16 protein-coding genes and 1 pseudogene are annotated in these 21895 nt (G+C 35.0%); 5 read left to right on the forward strand and 12 right to left on the reverse strand.

Translation table 11 applies throughout. The features are described 5' to 3' along the window. Positions 1-2: 2 nt before the first annotated feature. From ABLO99_RS07485 to priA, 4 genes and pseudogenes are all read right to left on the reverse strand, one after another. Positions 3-949, reverse strand: a pseudogene (locus ABLO99_RS07485) (IS110 family transposase). 202 nt (positions 950-1151) lie between these two features. Next, a complete protein-coding gene (locus tag ABLO99_RS07490; protein ID WP_349967457.1) occupies positions 1152-1622 on the reverse strand; it encodes a hypothetical protein in 471 nt (156 codons plus the stop codon). A 470-nt stretch (positions 1623-2092) separates the two neighbouring features. Beyond that, entirely contained in the window at positions 2093-2899 is an 807-nt protein-coding gene (locus ABLO99_RS07495; RefSeq protein ID WP_349967459.1) for an ankyrin repeat domain-containing protein, read from the reverse strand. A 130-nt stretch (positions 2900-3029) separates the two neighbouring features. After that, positions 3030-5501, reverse strand: a complete 2472-nt coding sequence (gene priA / locus ABLO99_RS07500) for a primosomal protein N' (protein ID WP_349967461.1) — start codon at positions 5499-5501, stop codon at positions 3030-3032. Between the two features lie 119 nt (positions 5502-5620). Here priA and ABLO99_RS07505 point away from each other — a divergent pair, with 119 nt between their 5' ends. Then, entirely contained in the window at positions 5621-6562 is a 942-nt protein-coding gene (locus ABLO99_RS07505) for a hypothetical protein (RefSeq protein WP_349967464.1), read from the forward strand. A gap of 22 nt (positions 6563-6584) precedes the next feature. After that, positions 6585-10088 (forward strand): ankyrin repeat domain-containing protein, encoded by a 3504-nt coding sequence (locus tag ABLO99_RS07510; RefSeq protein ID WP_349967466.1) that lies wholly within the window; start codon positions 6585-6587, stop codon positions 10086-10088. A gap of 365 nt (positions 10089-10453) precedes the next feature. On the opposite strand, the gene thyX is transcribed toward ABLO99_RS07510, so the two are convergent. From thyX to acpP, 4 genes are all read right to left on the reverse strand, one after another. Further along, positions 10454-11293: an FAD-dependent thymidylate synthase gene (gene thyX / locus ABLO99_RS07515; RefSeq protein WP_349967469.1), complete on the reverse strand. Its 840-nt coding sequence runs from the start codon at positions 11291-11293 to the stop codon at positions 10454-10456. After that, the gene (gene murA, locus ABLO99_RS07520; RefSeq protein ID WP_349967470.1) at positions 11286-12572 is read right to left on the reverse strand and encodes a UDP-N-acetylglucosamine 1-carboxyvinyltransferase; all 1287 of its coding nucleotides are present in this window, start codon (positions 12570-12572) and stop codon (positions 11286-11288) included. Before murA ends, thyX begins: the two co-directional genes overlap by 8 nt. A gap of 295 nt (positions 12573-12867) precedes the next feature. Further along, positions 12868-14139, reverse strand: a complete 1272-nt coding sequence (gene fabF, locus ABLO99_RS07525) for a beta-ketoacyl-ACP synthase II (protein WP_349967473.1) — start codon at positions 14137-14139, stop codon at positions 12868-12870. Positions 14140-14145: 6 nt separating this feature from the next. Further along, on the reverse strand, positions 14146-14406 hold the full coding sequence (gene acpP / locus ABLO99_RS07530; protein WP_047759756.1) for an acyl carrier protein: 261 nt from the start codon (positions 14404-14406) through the stop codon (positions 14146-14148). A gap of 88 nt (positions 14407-14494) precedes the next feature. Here acpP and ABLO99_RS07535 point away from each other — a divergent pair, with 88 nt between their 5' ends. Then, a complete protein-coding gene (locus tag ABLO99_RS07535; protein ID WP_349967474.1) occupies positions 14495-15517 on the forward strand; it encodes a polyprenyl synthetase family protein in 1023 nt (340 codons plus the stop codon). Continuing rightward, positions 15510-16391 carry an FKBP-type peptidyl-prolyl cis-trans isomerase gene (locus ABLO99_RS07540; protein WP_047759757.1) on the forward strand — a complete coding sequence of 294 codons (882 nt, stop codon included), beginning with the start codon at positions 15510-15512 and terminating at the stop codon, positions 16389-16391. The genes ABLO99_RS07535 and ABLO99_RS07540 overlap by 8 nt, the downstream gene beginning before the upstream one ends. A 393-nt stretch (positions 16392-16784) precedes the next feature. On the opposite strand, the gene hslU is transcribed toward ABLO99_RS07540, so the two are convergent. Both hslU and hslV read right to left on the reverse strand, forming a co-directional pair. Beyond that, positions 16785-18227 carry an ATP-dependent protease ATPase subunit HslU gene (gene hslU, locus ABLO99_RS07545; RefSeq protein ID WP_349967476.1) on the reverse strand — a complete coding sequence of 481 codons (1443 nt, stop codon included), beginning with the start codon at positions 18225-18227 and terminating at the stop codon, positions 16785-16787. A gap of 1 nt (position 18228) precedes the next feature. Then, positions 18229-18783, reverse strand: coding sequence for an ATP-dependent protease subunit HslV (gene hslV, locus ABLO99_RS07550; RefSeq protein ID WP_047759759.1), 555 nt, complete (start codon positions 18781-18783; stop codon positions 18229-18231). 82 nt (positions 18784-18865) lie between these two features. Between hslV and gshA the strand changes: the two genes are divergently transcribed. Continuing rightward, the gene (gene gshA / locus ABLO99_RS07555; protein WP_047759760.1) at positions 18866-20020 is read left to right on the forward strand and encodes a glutamate--cysteine ligase; all 1155 of its coding nucleotides are present in this window, start codon (positions 18866-18868) and stop codon (positions 20018-20020) included. On the opposite strand, the gene ABLO99_RS07560 is transcribed toward gshA, so the two are convergent. Together ABLO99_RS07560 and hemH are read right to left on the reverse strand one after the other, a co-directional pair. After that, complete coding sequence (locus ABLO99_RS07560; RefSeq protein WP_349967478.1) at positions 20017-20802, reverse strand: hypothetical protein; 786 nt, start codon at positions 20800-20802, stop codon at positions 20017-20019. The genes gshA and ABLO99_RS07560 overlap by 4 nt on opposite strands. Positions 20803-20863: 61 nt before the next feature. Further along, positions 20864-21892 carry a ferrochelatase gene (gene hemH / locus ABLO99_RS07565; protein WP_349967480.1) on the reverse strand — a complete coding sequence of 343 codons (1029 nt, stop codon included), beginning with the start codon at positions 21890-21892 and terminating at the stop codon, positions 20864-20866. Positions 21893-21895 lie beyond the last annotated feature (3 nt).

Below are 21895 nucleotides of genomic sequence, written 5' to 3' on the forward strand. Positions count from 1 at the left end.
TTCTAAACATGCAAATTAATTGCTTCTTTAAGTCTGGCATTGGCGATGACTATAATTTTACGCATAAGTGCAGTGAGTGCTACCATCTTTCTTTTACCACTATCAATAAGCTTACAATAAAAAGCAGCAAGTTCTGACTTGGAGTTTCTAGCAGCCATAGCAGCTGTGAAAAGCTTTGAACGAACGTTACTTCTTCCACCTATAATCCTTCGGTAACCAATAGCTTTACCACTTTCCTTAGGATGAGGTGCAACACCTGCAAGGCTTGCAACTTGCCTTTTGTTTAAGGAACCAAGTTCCGGTATAAGGCACAATAAACATTGAGAGGTTTTTCTACCTATTCCAGGAACTGTTTCAAGAATCTTCTGGTATCGGTTCAGTTCAGGGTTTTCATTGACTATTTTTTGTATAGCTTGATCAAGCTTTTCTACCTGATTATTGAGGAATTCAATAGTTTGTTGACAACTTTCCTTAATGTAATCATTTCCAGGAGTTTTAAGCCTATTTTTTCTTGAACAAGCATTTTTGTAATATCATCACGACGCTGACAAAGTGTAAATAAGGTGGTTTGTTCTTTTGAGATAGGTGTAAATAGCTGCAGACGTCCACAACGCTCAACACCATATTGGGCAAGCGCTTTTGCATCCAGATTGTCAGTCTTTGCCAAAGTTCCATGAGATAGAATGAAGTTTTTAACTTGACGAGTATTAGCACGATGCACAGCAATGTTTCTGTCAATAAGAAAATACAATAAGCCAAGCTCATAGCCTCCTGTAGCTTCTAAAATTATCATGGAATTGGGTAAGATATTTGAAAATTTTTGGTAAAATTGTTTCCAGCCAGAACAACTATTGTCAAACTTGATAACACTTTTTTGTTCATTCACTGCAATAACAAATTCAAGTTTTCCGATATCAATGCCAATAAAATTTTGATAAGATATAACCATAAAGAACCTCGAGAGTTTAAGTTAAAATTTAAGATTGTAAACGGGTGCATATGTATGTCCCAAACAACTATTCAAACGTCTCGAAGGATAGGCTTGAGTACCTTGATATCTACGTATGTGTAATACTACCGTCTTACGGTCGCTCAAGCCTTTGATAACTATATTTTTTTATAGAGCTACCTTCCTTCTTGCTTCTTTTATATCATATTTCCAACTTACAACCTTCTTCTTCTCCTTTACAGATATTTAATAGCCGTGACCCTATACTTTCTACAGCACTGTAATCAATTGCAGAGCTACGTTGCACTTTGTATGGAATTTTTGCACTAGGAGTTATATTCACACTATTCCTACCTTTAAACAGTCCAGCTATACCTGGTTTACCTCGAACGGCAGAAGGTGTTTTATCTTGAACATTAACCTTAGCATTTCCACTAGGAGAAAGTTTTAAAGTATGCGAGCTACTTCTTCTACTGGAAAAAGGCATCTCATTCTTTTGATCTTTAGCCTGAGCACTATTTTCTAGCTTTGTATTCAAGGAATTTGCTATGCCTAGAGGTGTTGAATAATTGTTATCTCTAGCTAAGGAGTTAAAGTCACCAATTTCTGTAGCATTTTCAAACTCAAAGTCTTCTACTTGAAAATTTGCTGCAGCGTTTATTTGACCTTTCATATTTCTTTTTTTTACGAGAGTTACATGCCAAGCAGAATACCCCATCTTTAAAATTTTTCAACCCCATTTAAGATTTTCTTAAAATAGTTTTTGATAAAAATACTTACGACACTAACTTTTGTGTAAAACTTTTAGAAGATTTTATAGCAAAAAAATTACTTCCGCATATTTTAAATCTGATTATAATTACAACTAGAGATATTTATTGAGCTCAAAAATCTATCTCCGTCTGCAGACTTTTTTATTAAACTCATTAAAAAATGTATTCTTCAGAGCATGTAAGTGTACTTAATTTCTGTCGTATGTGCGTTGCCAAATCTTTTTTATACAGGAGGGTTTTATGTCCAGAATTCCAGATACTTGACCTTTACTTTAGCTAATAAAAACCAACTGGTACCTGCGGTTTTTATAGCTACATTTTCTCAAAATTTTAATCAGATTTCAAATGGATAGTTAAAAGAAACTCACAGTTATTCTAGTGCTGCTCCATTAACTGGAATCTTTTCATGCTCAGCAGAATAAAAGTAAGAATTAATAGCAACAACGCTTTCTATCGATGTGGCCTGTTTATAGTCCTGACTTAGGAAATACATAGCCAGTCCAACTGCTATTCCAGCAATGAGAGCAGATGCTGCTATTGCACATAATATAATAGTCATTGAAGGTATTAAAGCACCACCAACACCGAGTCCAATACCAAGAAAAACGCCAGGCATAACGCCACATAAACTATTATATTTAGCACTTTCTTTTTTCAGTTTAGCTTGGTCTTTCATACATTTAATGAGTACTTCTCTTGTTTTTCCTTCAGCTAAATCTAATGGAATTTTCCTATTTCTATTATTTATCAAAGGATTTGCACCATGTTTTAAAAGTGCTTCTATTGCCTCAGTGTTATTACTTGTAACAGCTTGGTGTAATAACGTCTTTCCACTTTGATCTTGAAAATTTATCAATCCATAGAAATACTCAGGAGTAACAAATCTATTCACCACTTCATCTAAAATATTCATTACGTTTTGAAACGGTAATATATCTCCTTTTTCAGACCTTGCACTATCGAATTTAATACAGTGGTGCAAAATAGGGTATACTATCTTTTCTATTTTCTTATTGATAAGCTCTCCATTTACAGGGACTCTATTGACAATAGTATCTGTAAATAACGTCTTGTTAATCACAATTTCTCTATTATCATTAAGATGCTTTTGCAACTCTTCAATTTTTTCTATAAAATTCTTGTGTAGACTATTAATGATTTTAAGTAAAGCAGTCATGTTATTTACCTATTCTAACCTAGCTATATTAATAATATAATAAATTCTACTAAAAGTCAAATTTTTAATTAAAAAATTAATATAATTTATTGACAATCTATACAAATGTCAAATAAATTCCGAAAATCCATCAAAAAAAACTCACAGGATCAACATCTATTGTTACTGCAATATTTGAACTCAAATTACAGCAATATTTCAGCTTTCTCTTCAAAGATAGACTATGTTTATTGTGTATTTTGAGTAACACTCTATACCGATATTTATTATTTAAGAAATTTATTGCTGCTGGCGATGGGCCAAAAATTTCAAATTCTTCCGGCATCAAGCGCTGGGAAGTAGCTGAATACTGATTATGCAAAAAGCTTGTTATCTCACTTGCTGCTTTCTGCGTTGCAAATTGATCCTTACCGCAAACTATAAGCGCTATTAGCCTACTAAATGGTGGCATTTTAGCTTTGCGCCTTGACTCAAGTTCAATTTCATAAAACAAATCCCTTTTTTGCTGCTGCAATGCTTTTATTATCAAGCTTTCAGGGTTATTAGTTTGCACTATTACCATTCCTTTCTCATTGAACCTTCCTGACCTTCCTGCAACTTGATGCAATAATTGATACGTCTTTTCTGCTGCCCTAAGGTCAGAATTTTCAAGGCCTAAATCTGCATTTATCACTCCAACCAAAGTTAATTTAGGAAAATTATGCCCTTTAGCAATTACTTGTGTACCGATTATGATATTCACCTCTTCCTTGAGCACTGAGTCAATGATGTTACCAAGCGACTTCTGATCGCTGCTTATAATCGCAGTCTTTGCATTTGGTATTAGTTTCACTATTTCTTCAAGCAATCTTTCAATTCCCACACCATAAAGGAACAATGACTGCTCACTTTGACAATTAGAACATTTTTCTGGAAGTTTTGACTGGTAAGAGCAATGATGACACAAAAGGACGTTCTTCTTTTTGTGGTATGTAAGCCAAACAGCGCAATTTGAGCAGGAAATTTTATATCCACATTTTTTACAAACTGCAAGTTGTGCATACCCTCTGCGGTTTAGAAAGAGCATAGCTTGCTGTTTTTTCTCTATGGTTTGTTTTATGCCTTCGAAAAGCTCATTGGAAATCCATTGTTTATTATTCACTACTTTTATGTGTGGCAACTCTGCACCACCGAATCTTTTAGTCAATTTTACATGATTGTAATTTCCGTTTTTAACATGATAAATTGTTTCAAGCAGCGGAGTAGCTGATGATAAAACAATCGGAATGTTTTCTATTTTTGCTAAGATAATTGCCATATCTCGGGCATTATATATAACTCCTTGTTCTTGTTTAAAAGATGAGTCATGCTCTTCATCAACGATGATCAATTTTAGGTTTTTATAAGGTAAAAAAAGCGCTGACCGTGCCCCAATAATTATCTGCGCACTTCCATTTGCGATACTGAGCCAATTATTTCGACGAGCTTTTGGAGTGAGCCCTGAGTGCCACTGAGCTATATTGCCAGATGTCTGACTGCGAACACGATTTACCAATTGTGAAGTTAGAACAATTTCAGGTAGAAGGATCAGAACTTGTGCATTACCCTCTTCTGGTGTCATTCCAGTGCTTGACACTGGAATCCAGTCTTTATCGTACAACTGCTTAGTGTACTGATTTGAAATTAAGTTTTCTGGATCCCAGTGTCGGGGCACTGGGATGACATCCTTTTTGGTAAAAATTACTCTTATATTGTAACATTCGTCTAGTTGTGTATTGAACGCTGGAATGACATAACGTTTATTTTTGAAAGTAAATTGCATAGCAAATGGTGTCATTCCAGTACGTGGCAAAGGCAGTATGCTAAGTGTTACAGTGGGTTTTGCCTTAAATACAAAGATGTCATTCCAGTGTTTAACACTGGAATCCAGGAATTTTGATTGTAAATTAGGTATTGGTCTTAAATTAAAATAAACGTTTGTAATAAGATGATATAAAAAACTGGATCCCAGTGTCGGGGCACTGGGATGACAGGAGAAGGAAATACTGGAATGACACCATAGGGGAAACATCACGGAGTGAAACCTTTTTGGTAGACAATGTTCATATGTACTATAATTCTTAATCAATTCTGTAATCACAGAGAGATAAACTTCCGTTTTTCCAGACCCGGTTTCACCGTCAAGTAAAGTTACTGAATACTCATTCAAATTACTTATTATTTTATCACGAGCTATCTGCTGCTCAGAGTTTAATTTGTAGTCTATTTTGCTTATTTCCTGCTTTTGCTCAGCATAAACTAGTTTATCTATCTGATTTACCTTTAATACTCCTCCCATTATCACTTTTGCAAGCATACCAATAGGTATTACATTATATTGCGCAACCCACTCTGCAAATTCGATCAACTTTGGTCTGATGCTCGGTAAATCGACCTTTTGTTTAATGCATTTTAATTCTCGATCGCTCTTGTCACTACATTTCCAAACTATTCCAATCAAACGCTTTCTACCAAATGGTACCACCACATAATCCCCAATTGAAACTTCAGTATCTTCCTCAACTGCATATGAAAATAACTGATCAATTGGAAGTGGTAGTAATATCTCAACTATTCTTGTCATGGCAGCCTAAACTATTTTTGTAATTTTCGAATGAATCAGAAAAATCAGATACACCTTAATGCTTTTTTCATAGTACACGATTTATAATCATAAATATTGAAAATGTGAGGAAATTCTGTATGTTTAGCGATAAAATAGTCCTAGACTTTGAAGTAGAAAAAGGTGACCCAATAGACCGATGTTACTTTTCTACACGTATCAAACTTACAGATGAGAGCAAGAATTTTCTATGTGAAAAGCTCGGTAAGCTTAACAATTTAGATGATTATTTTGATCTTAATCCTGAAAATTTTTATATTTATTACAATAAATATGGTGGGCACTACGGTATAAATGAGCTATATGTCAGAGATAATAATGGTAGATATTTAGCTACTAAACTTCCACTTGATCACAACGGATTTTCAATAGAGTTATCATTCGACGAGGTGAATTGTGGTTTTTATCCTCTTTATGCAATCTATAACCCCAATCAATATAACAAAAAGCAGGAGAAGAGCTTTGAAGATAATGGTGAATTGCGGTCACTTGCATCAAGTGTGCTAGATCACTTTCTAAATGGCTTAACCATTCAAGACATGTTTTTGCAGATACAAAACAAATTTATTGAAAAAGAAACAAAATTAGCAAAAGAAAAAAGACAAGCAGAGAAAGAATTGAATCAAAAGAATGAAAAGTTAAGAGAACTCATAGAAAATGGTGAGATTGAAATATTTAAAGTAATAAAAGGTCATGGTATTGGAAATGGACGTTCAGCAGCAATTTTACAACTCGATGATGATCTTGATGCAAGTAAGTACTACATAGCAGAGTATGAAGGCAATGAATACTTGCATTGTATGAGCCATGATTATGACATACTGCTTGACCAGAGCGATTTATTTTTCGTTCTCAATAGCAGTTCTTATCTTGAACTTGAAAGCGGTTTCTACTCAATGCCTGCTGCTGGCAGCTGTGCTAAATATCTCGATATTAAGCATCGGCTTTTCAGCGATGATCAACTATCTAAGCAGTTATGCAAAATCAGGCAAGGGCTAGTTAACACCAAGACTTATTTATAGTGAAAATTTTTAAGAGGTGGATATGAAATTCAAAATAAACTCTGGATATGATAAATCACAAACGTTGATTAAAAAATTATTTCCAAATAAAGAAAGTATAGTAATAAACGATCAGCTTACGATAGAAGTGAAATATGGGGGGCTAGCTAGTTATACACCCGAGTATATAAAACAAACTGTAAAAGATGCTTATGGAGCTTGGTCTGAAAATTTTTATTCACAAAAAAGCAGTCATGCTGGTCCGGTAAAATTGCAGCTTTATGCGCTGAAAAATTATGATGATTACAAAGCTCATATAAAGGAACTTTCAGGTGGTAAAGACCATAGAGAATTATGGGGTGGTGGAACAGTAAGAGCACATGAAGCTGACGGCACGATAGCAAAGACTTTCATTGTTGGAGATGTAAATGGCTTACTTTGTGCAAAATCTAAAATCTTAATGGAAAAAATGAGCGATGCATTTCTTGAGTACGCCACTGGCGACCTCAATGCAGTACCTGAAATTTTACGTACCGGTATGAAGCTTTTCATGTGGAGCTATGATGCAGCTAAAAAAGAAAGCACTCGCGATATGCACTACACAAAAGAAGCATACAACAAAATGCAGGAATCTGGGTATGATACACCGTATAAAATAGCAAGTATGTCTAACGACTATAGAATGTCAGATTGCTTGGTAACATTCCTACAAGAAAAACATCCTCAATTCATAAAGCAATTGCTGACTGAAATGTCCTTCAATGGAGTACAAGCGATATCAAAATTCAAGCATATTTTGAATAATTCGGAAATTGAAAAAGAATTTAAGCAGTGGATGGATGTAAAAAGTGGCAATAAAATTGTAGCAGATCTTGTACCAGATAATGAGGTTATTACTTACAGCGAACACAAGCTTCAAATAAACATAAAATATGATAATAAAGAACTAAGTCAGGAAAAAATAAGTGATATAAAAGACACCATCGAGAATAGTATAAAAGACTTTGACTCGATATTTGGCATTAATAATTCTCAGCCTTGGCACAATATACAAAATAAAGTCAACGTTTTCGTGTTTAACACAAAAAGTGACTACGAAAACTATCTGAAGGAATTGAACGTTAACTATAAAGGCAATTCCGGTTTGACGCTCCAAGGTCGCGGCTCAGAAACTCATGTTTATTTTTATCTACAAGACCAATTCGATGACTCGTGTAAAACTTTAAAACACGAATTGGGACACGCTTTGACTGTCATTAATTCCTATTACGGTACGGGTGACATTTTACCTAAAGCTATGCATGAAGGAGTTGCTAACTATATAGCAAGCTTGGAAGACGGTCAGCATATCAATGATCACGGAGATAAAGAGGCCTTGATTGCAATAAGAAATAAAGATCTCAAACCAGATGAGATATTGCGCAATAATATTATGAACGATAAAGGGGAATATTATCATTCAGACGCTGAACAAGTGATCAAATTTCTTGAAGATAAACACCCAGATATGATTGATAATTTGCTCAAGAGCCTTTCTAAATCTGGTACGAATAGGTCTCAAGGTAATAAATTATTTGAGGATTTTTTGGCTGAGCTAAAAGGCTATGACCAAGAATTTAAACAGTGGGTCAAGGCTGAGTTGAGTGGTCTAAAGCATGAGCACGGAGTATCAAGTACGCAAGAGGATAAAGCTGAACAACCTGTTAGTGAAGAAAAAGAAAGAAGTAAAAGGTTACTAGAAGAAGACAAAGATGAGCAAAAAGAAGTTGTTATGAGAAGTGTAATAGAAAATATGGATAACAATTCTATCAACGAAGTGGAAGCTTCAAGCAGTGTTGCAGATGCACAACATCCCTTAAAAATAGAGGAACCTAATGATCAATCTATAAACGAAGAAGTTAAAGTGAAAAGTAAAGTCGAATCTAGAAAGAAAAGGTCAATCGACGAAGATAAAGAAGAAGATGCTATAGGAAATGTGAATGAGATAAACGAGGTAACAGGTGCAACACGTTTACATTCTGCTGCTTCATTAGGAGATTTAAGCAAAGTAGCAACGCTTGTAAAACACAATGCATATATTGATACAAGAGACCATAATGGACAAACACCACTACATTACACCATTCAGTCAGGAAATACGGAAGTAGCAAAATATCTTATTGATAATGGCGCAAATCTTAATATTCGAGATAATTATTATCATAAAACTAATACTCAATATGTCTATTACAAGACACCTTTACACTATGCTATTGAATCTGGCAATACAGAGATAGCTAAGTACTTAGTAGATCGTGGTGCAAACCCTAATATTCAAGATGCTTATTCCAAAGCACCATTATACAGTGCTATTTATTCAGGTAATGCAGAAATAGTGAAGTATCTGTTAGATCATAATGCAGATCCTAATAGTAAGGGTTTTCCGTTACTTGCTGCTATTAAGCTAGGACATGCGGAAATAGTTAAGAGTTTAGTTGAGCATGATGCAGATCTTAGTATCAAGAACACGTCAGCTCAAACGCTGCTGCACTATGCAATCGAGCTAAAACACACGGAAATTGCTAAGTACTTAATAGATCATGGTGTAGGTATTGACACTCGTGATATTAGCTCTGGTAAATCTCCACTACATTTTGCCATGTACATGAAAAATATGGAAGTAGTTAAATATCTCATAGAGCACAATGCGGATATTGATGTTCAGGATAGCTACGGCTTAACACCTTTGCACCTTGCTGTTGATCTTGGGAGTAAGGGGATGATAGAGCGTTTAGTTGAAAACGGTGCGAATATTAACGTGCAGGATAATGATGGTTGGACACCGTTGGTTCATGCAGTGAGGAATGGGCAATTAGATACAGTAAAGTACCCAGTAAAAAACGGTGCTGATATTAATGTTGTGGATAAAGAAGGAGATACATTGCTTGATCATGCTGTATTTTGTATAAAAGATGCAAAGTTATACAAAGATGTAGCGGATAGTAAAAAACATGGTGATGACGGTTTTTATTATCAAGAACTTTCAAAGAAAGCTGCAATTCGGGAAGAGACTGGAGAGGACATGCTTAAATATCTTAAAAAAACTATTATGCAAGAAGATGAACCTAACAATATAGATCAAATGCCGGCAGATCAACCTGCAAGTGGAGAAAGGAATAAAAGATCGCTAAGAGAGGATGAAGAGAAGCAAGAGGAAACAATTGTTATAGATAATGTGAAGAGTAATCAGGAAGATTCTTTAAAAATCAAAGTGGGTGAACCTATTGAAATGGGAAAATATAAGGTAGAGCTGCAAGTTACGTATGATGATGTAAGAAATTTTTATGATACTATACGTGGCAAACATCATGATGGTAGTGGATACAACTACGAGCAAATAATGGTTTTATATAATGGAATTGTCAAGCCAGCATCGCAGCATTATGATGAACCATTTACTCTTGCCGAGTCCTATATTACAGATGGGCATCTATTTATCAAAAATCAAGATTTTGGAATTTTGAATGATTTTAATGAGATGTTCTATAAAAATGATGAGTTTATGTAACATAAAAAGTGGATGAGAATTAATTGATATAGGAAATTAGGGTTTTTGCATGATCTTCTATCATTCCAATCAGAAAGGTGTCATCCCAGTGCTTGACACTGGCTTTTTTTACTAGATTCCAGCATCAAGTGCTGACCACCTACTACTAAAATTGCCTACAAATTGCAACAGTTGTGCGCTTGACTACTAGAGTTTTAAAAGGAAGGTGTCATGCCAGTCTGGCATCTAGTTAAATTCACGAGTATAAAAAAATACAACGTTTCTGATGATGGTGGAAATTAGTGTTTACTCGGATGATACCCTTTGGGTTTTGTACAGCTATCCTTCACGTGCTATGTAAATAACAACTATGCAACAGTTCAAGATTATTTACCAAGTATAGACATCAGCTCATCCCATTCTCTTTTACCAATGCCACTTTCTTCTCTCGTAACATTTTCTCCTTTTATTAATTTGCGAATTATTTCAAGACCAGTTTTTGAAATGCAGGCTGATTTTAAGGAATATTCAACGAAAGCATTATAGGCCAGCGGAACCCATTTCTTTATTATATCCAACATAACTTCTGCGTAAACTCTAATTTCATATTGGGCATGCTTATCAGCTCTAAGCCTTAAAAAGTGAAGAAGGTTATGCAGATCTATTTTCCAATAAAATTGGGTATAGTAATTAAGTGTTAGATTAGTTCGGGCAATTTCTCTTGCAAGGCCCTGCTCAATAAATTTCTCATAATGAGAATATACTAAATTAGAATCATTTGTCAGAGAATCTATTATTTCTTTTGAAGTATTTGAATCAAAAGCTTCACCACTGCCTTGTTTATTATTATCAGATTGTTTTGCAACCTGTTCTGGTTTTGGTATATAAAATTCATTATCAAGTATTGAATACCTTCCAGAATATTCATTCACATTTGCAGTTCTATGTCTTATCCATTGTCTTGCAATAAAAATTGGAAGTTTCACGTGAAACTTAATTTCACACATTTCAAATGGAGTTGTATGATGGTGTCTCATCAAATATTTTATAAGCGCCTCATCTTGATTTATCTGTTTCGTTCCCTTTCCATAAGAAACTCGAGCGGCTTGGACTATGGCGCTATCAGAGCCCATATAATCAATCACTCGAACAAATCCATGATCTAATACCTTATGTTCCTCGTATAGAATGTCATCTATTTCTTTTATTGTAGTTCGCCTATTCATAATATATTCTCAAGGAGATATCAGCTCCACATGAATTGAGTTTTTCATCCATTGCTTCATATCCTCTCAATAAATGATGTGAGTTATTTATTGTAGTTTCTCCATTTGCTACCAAAGAAGCAAGAATTAAAGCTGCTGTTGATCTTAAGTCATTAGCATGTAGATCAGCTCCAGATAAGCTCTTTATTCCACTTATAGTAGCTTTACTTTTTTCGATGCTGATATCAGCACCTAATTTTCTTAACTCATTTGCATGTGCAAATCTATTTTCAAAAACATTTTCTTCAATTACTGATATTCCACCTGCAATTGACATTGCAGACATTAGTTGTGGTTGCATATCACTGGGAAAGTTAGGATATGGATTTGTTGCAACGTGAGCAGATTTAATAGGGCCACTTTTTCTGGAAATAATAATACCATCGTCATGTAACTCAACTCTGGCTCCTATAGTCTTCAATTCATTTGCAATACATCCTATATCAGATAGACTTACTCCTTCTAACTTTAGCTCGCCGCCGGTAATGACAGCAGCTAGCGCATATGTACCGGTTTCTATGCGATCTGGTATTATTTTGTGGACACATCCGTTTAATTCCTCAACGCCTTCTATTGTGATTTTTGTGTTGTTGACTTCAATATTGGCACCCATCCTCTTCAGGAACTCTATTAAATCAAGAACTTCCGGCTCTATTGCAGCATTGCTTATTATCGTTACTCCTTCTGCAAGTGTTGCTGCCATTATTATATTTTCTGTTGCACCAACACTCACTTTTTCAAATGTTATTTCTTTGCCTTGCAATTTCCCCTTTGTTGTTGCAGTTATATTACAGCCATCAATTTCAATTTGAACTCCCATTGCTTCAAGCGCCTTGATATGCATGTCAACAGGACGTTTTCCAATATTACACCCACCAGGAAACACTGTTGCAATTTTACCAAATCTACTAAGCATTGGACCCAACATTAGAAAAGATGCTCGCAGTCTGCTTGCAATTTTATGTGATATTAAATGGTTATTGATATTGCTACAGTCAATTTTTAAAGTGTGATTTGCTTTATAATCTTTATTGTGTATGAAATTCACTTTTGCACCAAGACTCTTAAGCAGCTCAGACATCAAGTGTACATCAATTAAATCAGGTACGTTATGCAAAGTTACTGAAGAATTACTCAACAAGCTCGCCGCCATTATTGGTAAGACGGCATTCTTTGAACCATTAATCTTGATTTTTCCAACCAAGGGTCTATGATTACTCCTTACTAATATTTTATGCATTTATTAAGCTAGACTTTATTGAATAAGTATAGTGAACCAGCAGTAAAAGGCAAATTGCAAACAATATCAAGTCAGATCTCTTCATATAGTACCACACAACTGTTGTAATTTGCAAATTTTGGAGTAACAAGGGGTGTCATTCCAGTGCTCGACACTGGAATCTAGTTAAGTTGGTAAGCATAAAAGTAGTCATTTTATGTTAAAATACAACATTTTGATGATTATGTAAAGGCTGGATTCCAGTGTCAGCTACTCGAATGACATCTTCATAGTCGATTCAAAATAGCATAGTTAACTACAACTTTCCAAAAATAAGAGACGCATTAGTGCCACCAAAACCAAATGAATTAGAAAGCACATACTGAATTTTATGCTCTTGAGCTTCAAATGGTACAAAATTCAAATCACATCCTTCTGAAGGTTTATGCAGATTCAAAGTTGGTGGAACAATTCCGCTCTTTAATGCAAGGATACTAAATATTGCTTCAACACTTCCTGCGGCACCAAGTAAATGTCCTATAGAAGATTTAGTCGAGGAAACAGGTATTTTATAGGCATACTCACCGAATAACTGCTTCATTGCTATTACTTCTATTTTGTCTCCAAGTGGTGTTGAAGTGCCATGTGCATTGATATACCCAATTTGACTTGGGCTGATTTGTGCATTTTTTAAAGCAAGCTCCATTGCCTTAAATGCGCCTCTTCCTTCTGGATGAGGTGCTGTGATATGGTACGCATCTCCTGTTAATCCATATCCAGTGAGTTCTGCATATATTTTTGCTCCTCTTTTTTTTGCATGTTCATATTCTTCCAGCACTAATATACCTGCTCCTTCGCCCATGACAAACCCATCGCGTTCTTCATCCCATGGCCTTGAGGCTTCTTCAGGCTTATCATTGAATTTAGTTGATAGCGCCTTCATCGATGCAAAACCTGCAATTCCAACTCTGCATAACGCACTTTCTGCTCCGCCTGCAATCATCACATCAGCTTCATCAAGTTTTATAGCTCTTGCTGAGTTTATAATTGCATGCGCACCTGTTGCACATGCAGTGACCGCTGAGTCATTTGGACCTGTAAATTCGTATTTGATAGAAATATGGCCAGATATCAAATTTATTAGGCTTGCAGGGACAAAAAATGGACTGACACGCCTAGGCCCCTTTTCTTGCATGGTAATTACGTTTTCTTGAATTGATGGAAGGCCACCTATACCAGAACCAATAACTACACCTACTCGCTCTTTATTAATATTTTGATTTTCCAAAACTAGTGAATCATCTACTGCCTGAATAGCAGCTGCAATGCCGTAATGAATAAAGCGATCTGTTCTTTTTAGGTCTTTTTCAGAAATATAACCTAGTGGATCGAAGTAACTTTCAATATCATCAGATTGCGTTGGAACTTGCCCTGCAACCCTGCAAGCAAGATCAGAAAAATCAAACCTATCTGTACTGATTTCTTTTATGCTAGATTTACCTTTGATCAACCTTGACCAAGTGTTATTAACACCTACTGCTAGTGGAGTAATTAAGCCAATACCAGTAACTACTACTTTTCTGCTCATTCAACATTAATTGTTTGCTTTGTTTACTACATATTCAACTATCTGTTCCATGGTTTCCATCTTTTGTGCATCTTCATCAGGAATCTCTATACCAAACTCTTCTTCGGCTGCCATGATAATCTCAACTGCATCTAAACTGTCTGCACCATGCTCTGAAAGCTTTGAAGAGCCATCAAATTTTTCTACATCCTTACTAATATGCTCTAGTATGATCTTTTTTACCTTTTCTTCTATATCTTCTCTAGTACTTTTTGCCAATTCACTCATTTTTCACCAAAAAATAATCTATACCTTCGATGTTATAAGAAATTTTGATGTTTGCAATAGTTTTTATGGTTATTATAAAGGTTTTTAGATGAGATATGCTTCAATGTGTTGTATGCTAGATGAAGCAACAAGAAATTTATTTATTGCAGAAATAAACAGGATTTTACCTAAAAATAGTCAAAATAGGCTCATATCAGCCATGCGTTATGTGCTTCTTGCTCCTGCAAAATACATACGTCCTTTTTTAGTCATAGCATCTTCGTCGATATTCAACATAAAGGTTGAAAAAGCAATAACAGCAGCAGCAGCAATTGAATTTATTCATGCTTATTCCCTAATTCACGATGATCTACCATGTATGGATAACAGCGACACCCGCAGAGGCCAGCCAAGCTGCCACAAAAAATTTGGTGAAGCAACAGCAATACTTGCTGGAGATGCACTACTTACCCTGGCTTTTGAGGTATTATCTTCATTAAATTGTGAGATTATAAAAGTGCTCTCTCAGGCAATAGGAGTTAGGGGAATGGTGGGAGGACAGATTTTAGATATTAACAGTGAGCATATAGATTTTAACCCCCAACCCTATGTCATCCCAGTGCTTGACACTGGGATCCAGAAGGCTTTACCTACAAGCATTTCGTGCAAAAAGCCATGCGATGGTGAAGCTGAACATGAAATGGATTCCAGTGTCAAGCACTGGAATGACACCCTTTCTACCTTAAAACCACAACATTCGTACGGCTGTATGTATAACGCTGGAATGACGTCGGGCCAAGCTGATAAAATAAAGGAAGTTCATTTGATGAAAACTGCAAAACTATTTGCAGCTTCATGTGAAATAGGGGCTATAATAGGCAATGCTACAAGCGAAGAGCGGAGAGCATCATATAACTATGGAATAAATCTAGGGCTTATCTTTCAAGCTAAGGATGATATTGAAGATTATGAGCAGGATAAAACAAATAATTTGATATCTGTGCTTGGAAAAAGTGAGATGGAAGAATATATAGATGGCCTTTTTAAACAAGCCTCAGATAATTTGAGTGTGCTTTCAGGGAATACTAATTATTTATATGATTTATTGAATCAAGTAAGAAAAGATGGTTAAAAAAATTATATTACAAATATTTATCTCTGTAGTAATGGTTCTCACTTTAGCTTCTGCTTTTATAATTACTATTGTTTATATAAACAAAGATAAGCCGGAAAAAGGGGACAAGCTTTACGAGATAAATGCCACACATGATGGTTTAACACAGACGATAGCACGTTATCTAGTCAAGCCAATACTTGAATCAGCACTTGATCGCTATATTGAAAAGCATGGGCTAGCAGAATATTTAGAAGAAATAACGCAGCAAAAAGAAGAAGAGCCGATAAATTTTTATGAAATTACTGAAGGCAGTGGCAGCAAGGCTTTTTGTGGCCAAGAAGTCCTGCTACAAATGTACAAAATATCCAACAATCTAGCAATGCTACTTCCGACTGATGTCACTTTGAAAATAGGTCAGGATTATCTAAAAGAAGTGAATTTAGGGGTAATAGGTATGAAAGAAGGCGGAGAACGTGTAGTTACTATTGCCGCTGATGACAACAAAATGAATTTTAACTCTTATTACATCAAACTGATTGAAGTAAAAGATAAATATCCTGATTCAGTAAATAACCTGATGATTTTTAATGACTTAATTAACAAAATTGGAAAACAAGTAAAGTGTGGTGATGAGATATCGGTTCAATATAGCATAAAGAGACATAATGGTGAGTATATAATCAAAGATCAAACAGTGCAGTTTAAAGTTGGTGACAGAAAAGCACCACTTGCTATAGAACTTGGAGTTGTGGGAATGAGAGCTGGTAATAAAAGAACTATTCTTTCTCCACCCGACCTTTTAACTGGTATATTAATAAAAGACATAGATTTTGATGAAGAAAATATCTCAATAATTGATTTAAGCTTGAATTCTACTATTGAAAAATAGCTTAAAGAATATGTATCCGTTCAGATGTACGGCTAATGTTGAAACCAATGCTCCCTTTCTTGTCATCCCAGTGCTTGACACTGGGATCTAGGAATTCTGATCATGTATCAAAACATTGTCATTCAAGTAGTTGACACTGCAACCCATTATACTCCGTAAATTTAACTGGATGCCAGTGTCTGGGCACTGGCATGACACCCATTTCTTTCTAGTTTGTCAATTCAAGTAGCCTTTTTAGTATCATATACTTTCATAACACCATTTATTCCTATAGTTGTCTTTTCTCATCTACCTCATTTTGCCACTCTGCTGAACAGATACAGGAATATAGCTATAGAGATAAGAAAAAATAAAATCTTTTGAATACTCTATATTGCTTAAAAAGAGCTTCTTCTAAAGTATAAACTTAGATAAATCAAGCTGCTTTGAAATTGATTCAAGCTTGTCTCTTACATATTTACTATCTATAACAAATTTTTCACTGTTTTTTTCAGAAGCGATAAAACTTATTTCATCTAAAAGCTTCTCCATGACAGTATGAAGCCTTCTTGCACCTATATTTTCTACTTCTCTATTAACTGTAAACGCTATTTCAGCTATGGTTTCTATACCATCATCAGTGAACCCAAGCGTCACATTTTCTGTTTTCATTAAAGCTATATACTGCTTTAACAAACTAGATTCTGGTTCCTTTAATATTTTTATTAAATCCTCTTGAGTAAGTGCCTTAAGTTCCACTCTAATTGGCAATCTACCCTGTAATTCTGGTAAAAGATCAGATGGTTTAGACAAATGAAAAGCACCAGATGCAATAAATAATATATAGTCTGTTTTTACTGGACCATACTTAGTTGAAACAGTTGTTCCTTCAAGTAGTGGCAAAAGATCGCGTTGCACCCCTTCTCTGTTGACTTCACCTTTTATTTCTGTACGTGCTGCAATTTTATCTATTTCATCTAAAAACACTATGCCTTCATTGCTAACAAGATCAATCGCTTCTTTGATTACCTTATCTTCATCCATTAACTTCTCACTTTCTTCGTTAACCAATATTTCTCGAGCTTCTTTTACCTTAACTGTAATAGTTTTTGTTTTTTTGCTCCCATTAAACATCTTGCCAACTATTTCTGTTACATTCATCACGCCAATTTGCCCACCTGGCATACCAGGTATATCAAAAGTGGGTAGCATACCCTTGCTCTCCCTGACGTTAATAGAAACTTCTCCATCTTCAAATTCCTTATTTCTCAGTCTTTCTCTAAAAACCTTTTTGCTTTCCTCAGTTGCATCTTTGCCAACCATGGAATTAACTATTATCTTTTCTGCTAAATCCAAAGCTTTTTTAGTTAAGGCTTTACATGCTTTTTCCTTAACTAAAACTATTGCTGTGTCAACTAAATCACGTATTATCGAGTCAACATCACGCCCAACATATCCTATTTCGGTAAATTTCGTTGCTTCAATTTTTATAAAAGGTGCACCAGCAAGCTTTGCTAAACGGCGAGCTATTTCAGTTTTGCCAACTCCCGTATGGCCTATCATGAGTATATTCTTAGGTATAATCTCTTCACGTAGTGGAAGTGGGACTTTATTTCGACGCCAACGATTTCTGAGTGCAATAGCAACAGCACGCTTTGCGTCATTCTGCCCAATTATAAATCTATCCAGCTCTTTAACTATTTTCTGTGGTGGTAGATCATCTAATAAAGCTTGTGAGCTTTGAGTGCTACTACTTTCTGTACCTTCATTTTCATAGAGGACATTTTTTTCATTGCAGTTATCAGATTGACCTACTACAGGTTGAGCAAAAGAATTGGTACACAAGATTCTTGACATATTACTCCTCTATTTTTTCGATAATTACATTATGGTTTGTATAAACACATATATCGGCAGCTATCTTCATAGCCTTTTTTGCAATCTCCTCTATTGATATCCCTTCGACGTCAATCAAAGCCTTTGCTGCAGATAAAGCAAAATTTCCTCCAGAGCCAATGGCTGCAACCCCATCTTCAGGTTCAAGAACGTCACCCGTTCCTGTAATGACCAATGAAATGGATTTATCTGCCACAATCATCATAGCCTCTAATTTCCTTAGATATTTATCCATTCTCCAGTCTTTTGCAAGTTCAACACATGCTCTCATTAACTGTCCCGGATGTTTGTCAAGTTTTGACTCCAGTCTTTCAAAAAGGGTAAATGCATCAGCCGTTGCTCCAGCAAAACCGGCAATTACGGAATCACCAGAAAGACGCCTAACTTTTTTTGCTCCAGATTTTATAACGGTATGGCCTAGCGAGACTTGTCCATCACCTATTACTACTACACTTTTATCTTTTCTAATTGACAGTATAGTAGTCCCATACATTTTACTGTTGTCATGATGAATCATTTTTTTGCTACTTTATATTGTAAGTATTAGTTAAGATTATAGCTTATAATATAGTACTTTTCTTATAACATTTAAAGTGTAGATGCAAAATATAATTCATTCAAATTTGGAAAAAGATATAAATAGTTGGTTCAAAACAAAATTTAATGGCCTTACATTACCATTTTATAGCTCCATAGATCTTAGGAATTCAGGCTGCAAAATTGCTCCAGTAGACGCCAATTTGTTTCCTGCAGGGTTCAATAATCTAAGTGAAATATCGAGAGTAACAGCAGCAAAATTGATAAAAAGCTACTTTGAAACAAAACAATATAAAAAGGCTCTTATAATACCAGAGAATTACACACGAAATAAAATGTATATAGAAAATGTATTTGCCATAGAAAAAATACTGCAACTTGCAGATTTCGAGACTAAAATCGGTCTCTTTCACAGTGAAGCATATAATTTAATAGAATTATACGAGACTATTGTAGAAGAAAACTCTTTGCTAAAGACAACTTCAGGGTTTGTACCCGATGTTGTTATACTGAATCGAGACATGACAAGCCACATTCCTGATATTCTCAAAAATGTAAAACAAGAGATAATACCAAGCCCATTATATGGTTGGCACAGTAGACAGAAATTTCAATATTTTAAAATTTATCAAGAATTAGCATCCGAGTTTTGTAGCGAATTTCAAATAGATCTATGGCTTATTTCTGCATTTACAGAAAACTGCAATGAAGTAGATTTTAATGATGATTCATCACTAAAAGCAATAGCGGTTAAAGTTGATCAAATATTGTCCTTAGTACAAAAAAAATATCAGGAACATAAAATAAAAACACAACCTTACGTTTTTATCAAAGCAAGCAATGGCACATACGGGATGGGTATCATAACAGTGACAAGCGGTGAAGAAGTATTAAACCTCAACAAAAAAAAGCGCCATAAAATGAAAAAGGTAAAGGAAGGGATAGAAGTAAGTAGCGTTATTATACAAGAAGGTGTACCAACCATCGATGTATTTAAGCGCAGTCCTGCAGAACCGCTAATATACTACATAGGAAATATACCAATGTGCTACTTATATAGGTGTAATAGCAGAAAAGATATATATTCTAGCTTGAATTCCACTGACTGTGAATTTTATGATATTAGCCAAGAAAATAAAACCCTGCCACTTTGGAACATTGTTAGCAAATTAGCAGTGCTAGCATTAGCAGTGGAAATTAGGTCTTTTCATCTCTAATCATTAATTTCTATAATGTTGCCATTATGCTGAGTATGGCGAGCGCCATCAAGTCCAGTAGAAGGATCCGTACCATTACTAGGTTGATTGACAAATCTATCGATGTTTGATACCAAGTATGCCAGACTTAATATTATACTCACTGTTACGCTTAAGTTGAAGTTATAGATTATACCACCACCCAAATCTATTGGTATGGTTGAAATTTCCATTCTTTTTAAGATGAAGCTTAACAAGCCCAATGACAAAGCGAATGTGCTAAAAATAACGTCTTTACTATATTTAGCAGACTTTTCAGAATCCTTATTATCCAGATACTTCTTCCATGTATAATAGTAGCTTATAAATTCTGAAAATAGAAACAGAACTGCTGATGTTAAGCTAATATAACTTATTATATCTTTATTGTTTCCAGCTAAGAAATGAATGATTTTTGTCTGCATCAATATTCCTATGATACGGTGTGTCAAGAAGGCCGAGCTACCTACAACCTGTACTGTTTTTTCAGGTTCACCTTTATCATCTTGAGCTTTATATCCAGCTAAGCTGAGTCCGGAATGAAGAATATATAATACTGATGTTGGTAATTTTATTAACTTGGCAATATCTGATACAGCAGAAATACTAGATCTGTTATTGTCAATAAACTCGCAACAAAATTGTAGTGAAATCTTACACAATATGCCTGTTAAACCTACTGCAATACAATACATCTTTCTGAGATCATGGTTATGGGCAGCGTGTACCCTTTGTGCAAATGTATTTATTTTTTTTTCTAGCATAAATAGCTAATAAAATAATAGCTTTTTACTACTTTACTATAAAAATCTTAAAAGAAAAGTGCTATAAATTAGGACTTTGAGGGTGATTTACACATAAGTCAGCTAAGCACTTGATAAATAAGAAATCGGTACTGAGAGTTGGTACGCGAAAGTAATATCCTTCTTTGATAATTGCTTTATACTCTATATCAAGTTCAACTAGCGTTTCCGAATGCTCAGAAACAAAAGATATAGGTGACAAAACTACAGGTATATCATCGGCTCTTGCGCGTGACAGCTCACTTTCAGTGCTCGGCTCTAACCATTTTACAGGGCCAACCTTACTTTGATAGCATATTCCCCAATCAAGATCTTCAATATTCAATTTTTTTACTATTAATTTTACTGTTTTTTCTATCTGTGAAGCGTAAGGATCGCCTTTTTTAATAACACTAATAGGTAGGCTATGGGCTGAAAATAGGACTCTTGGCTTACCGATTTTGCTAGCTAATTTATAATATTTAGACGTCAGATTAACATGAGCCTCAATAAAGTCTTTATTGTCATAGTAATGATTGATTACTTTTGTGTTACATTCTAGGCTATATTTTTTGGCATTTTTCTGCCAATTTTCAATGGATGACAGGGTTGTGGTGGTTGAATATTGGGGATATAGTGGTAGCAGAATGATTTCGTCAGGATCGAATTGCTTTACGCTTTTAACAACTTCATCAGCAAATGGATGCCAATAACGCATGCAGATGAATACTTTTGATGTCATTCCAGCGCTTGACGCTGGAATCCAGTGTTTTTTTCTAGATCCCAGTGTCTGAGCACTGGGATGACACAAGATAGGTTCATTAAGCTTACATTCAAGTGCATTAGCTTGTGCTTTTGTATTTTCCAAAATTGGTGATTTACCTCCAATTTCCTCGTATATTTTTCGTGCAATATTTTCTCGTTTTGCAGATATAAACTTTGCTAAAAGAAACCGAAAGGGATTCAGTAGATTGATTATTCTCCTGTCATAAAAAAGATTGAATAAAAAAGGACGAACCGCATTCAATGAATTAGGTCCGCCAAGGTTAAATAAGATAACTGCCTTTTTCACCTA

Origin of the sequence: Wolbachia endosymbiont of Armadillidium arcangelii, from assembly GCF_040207875.1 — a bacterium.
Lineage (GTDB): Bacteria > Pseudomonadota > Alphaproteobacteria > Rickettsiales > Anaplasmataceae > Wolbachia.